The organism is Streptomyces sp. SID13726 (assembly GCF_010548375.1).
Classification (GTDB): domain Bacteria; phylum Actinomycetota; class Actinomycetes; order Streptomycetales; family Streptomycetaceae; genus Streptomyces.
This window is the reverse complement of record NZ_JAAGLY010000484.1, coordinates 1-434: the sequence shown is the minus strand read 5'-3', so window position 1 is coordinate 434 and position 434 is coordinate 1. Positions and strand designations below refer to the sequence as shown.

Annotated in this window: 1 protein-coding gene; it reads right to left on the bottom strand. The window is 69.1% G+C overall.

Going from position 1 to position 434, the window contains the following annotated elements; genetic code table 11:
* Positions 1-434: amino acid permease (locus tag G3I78_RS48710; RefSeq protein ID WP_164437070.1), on the bottom strand; the 434-nt coding region annotated here is incomplete at both ends.

Here is a 434-nt window from a genome sequence, read left to right as displayed (position 1 = left end):
GCGAGGCCGCCGATGATGCGGCGCGGGAGCGGGCGCTGCGGGTCCTTGGCCTCCTCGGCCGTGGTCGCGACGACGTCGAACCCGATGAACGCGAAGAACACGAGCGCCGCGCCCGCGAGCAGGCCCATGACGCCGTACGTCGTGGGCTCGAGCCCCGTGAGGAAGCCGACCAGCGGCTGCTCGAGCGCCGACTGCTCCGGCGCTGGCTGGGCGGGCGGCACGAACGGCGAGTAGTTCGACGCGTCGACGAAGAAGAACCCGACGACGATGACGAACAGGGTGATGCCCACCTTGATGACCGTGAACACGCTGTTGACGCGCGTGCTGAGCTTGGTACCGATCGCGAGCAGCGTGGTGAACACCGCGACGATGAACACCGGGCCCCACTCGAGGTCGACGGGACCGATCGGGATCGTCAGCGGCAGGTCGATGCC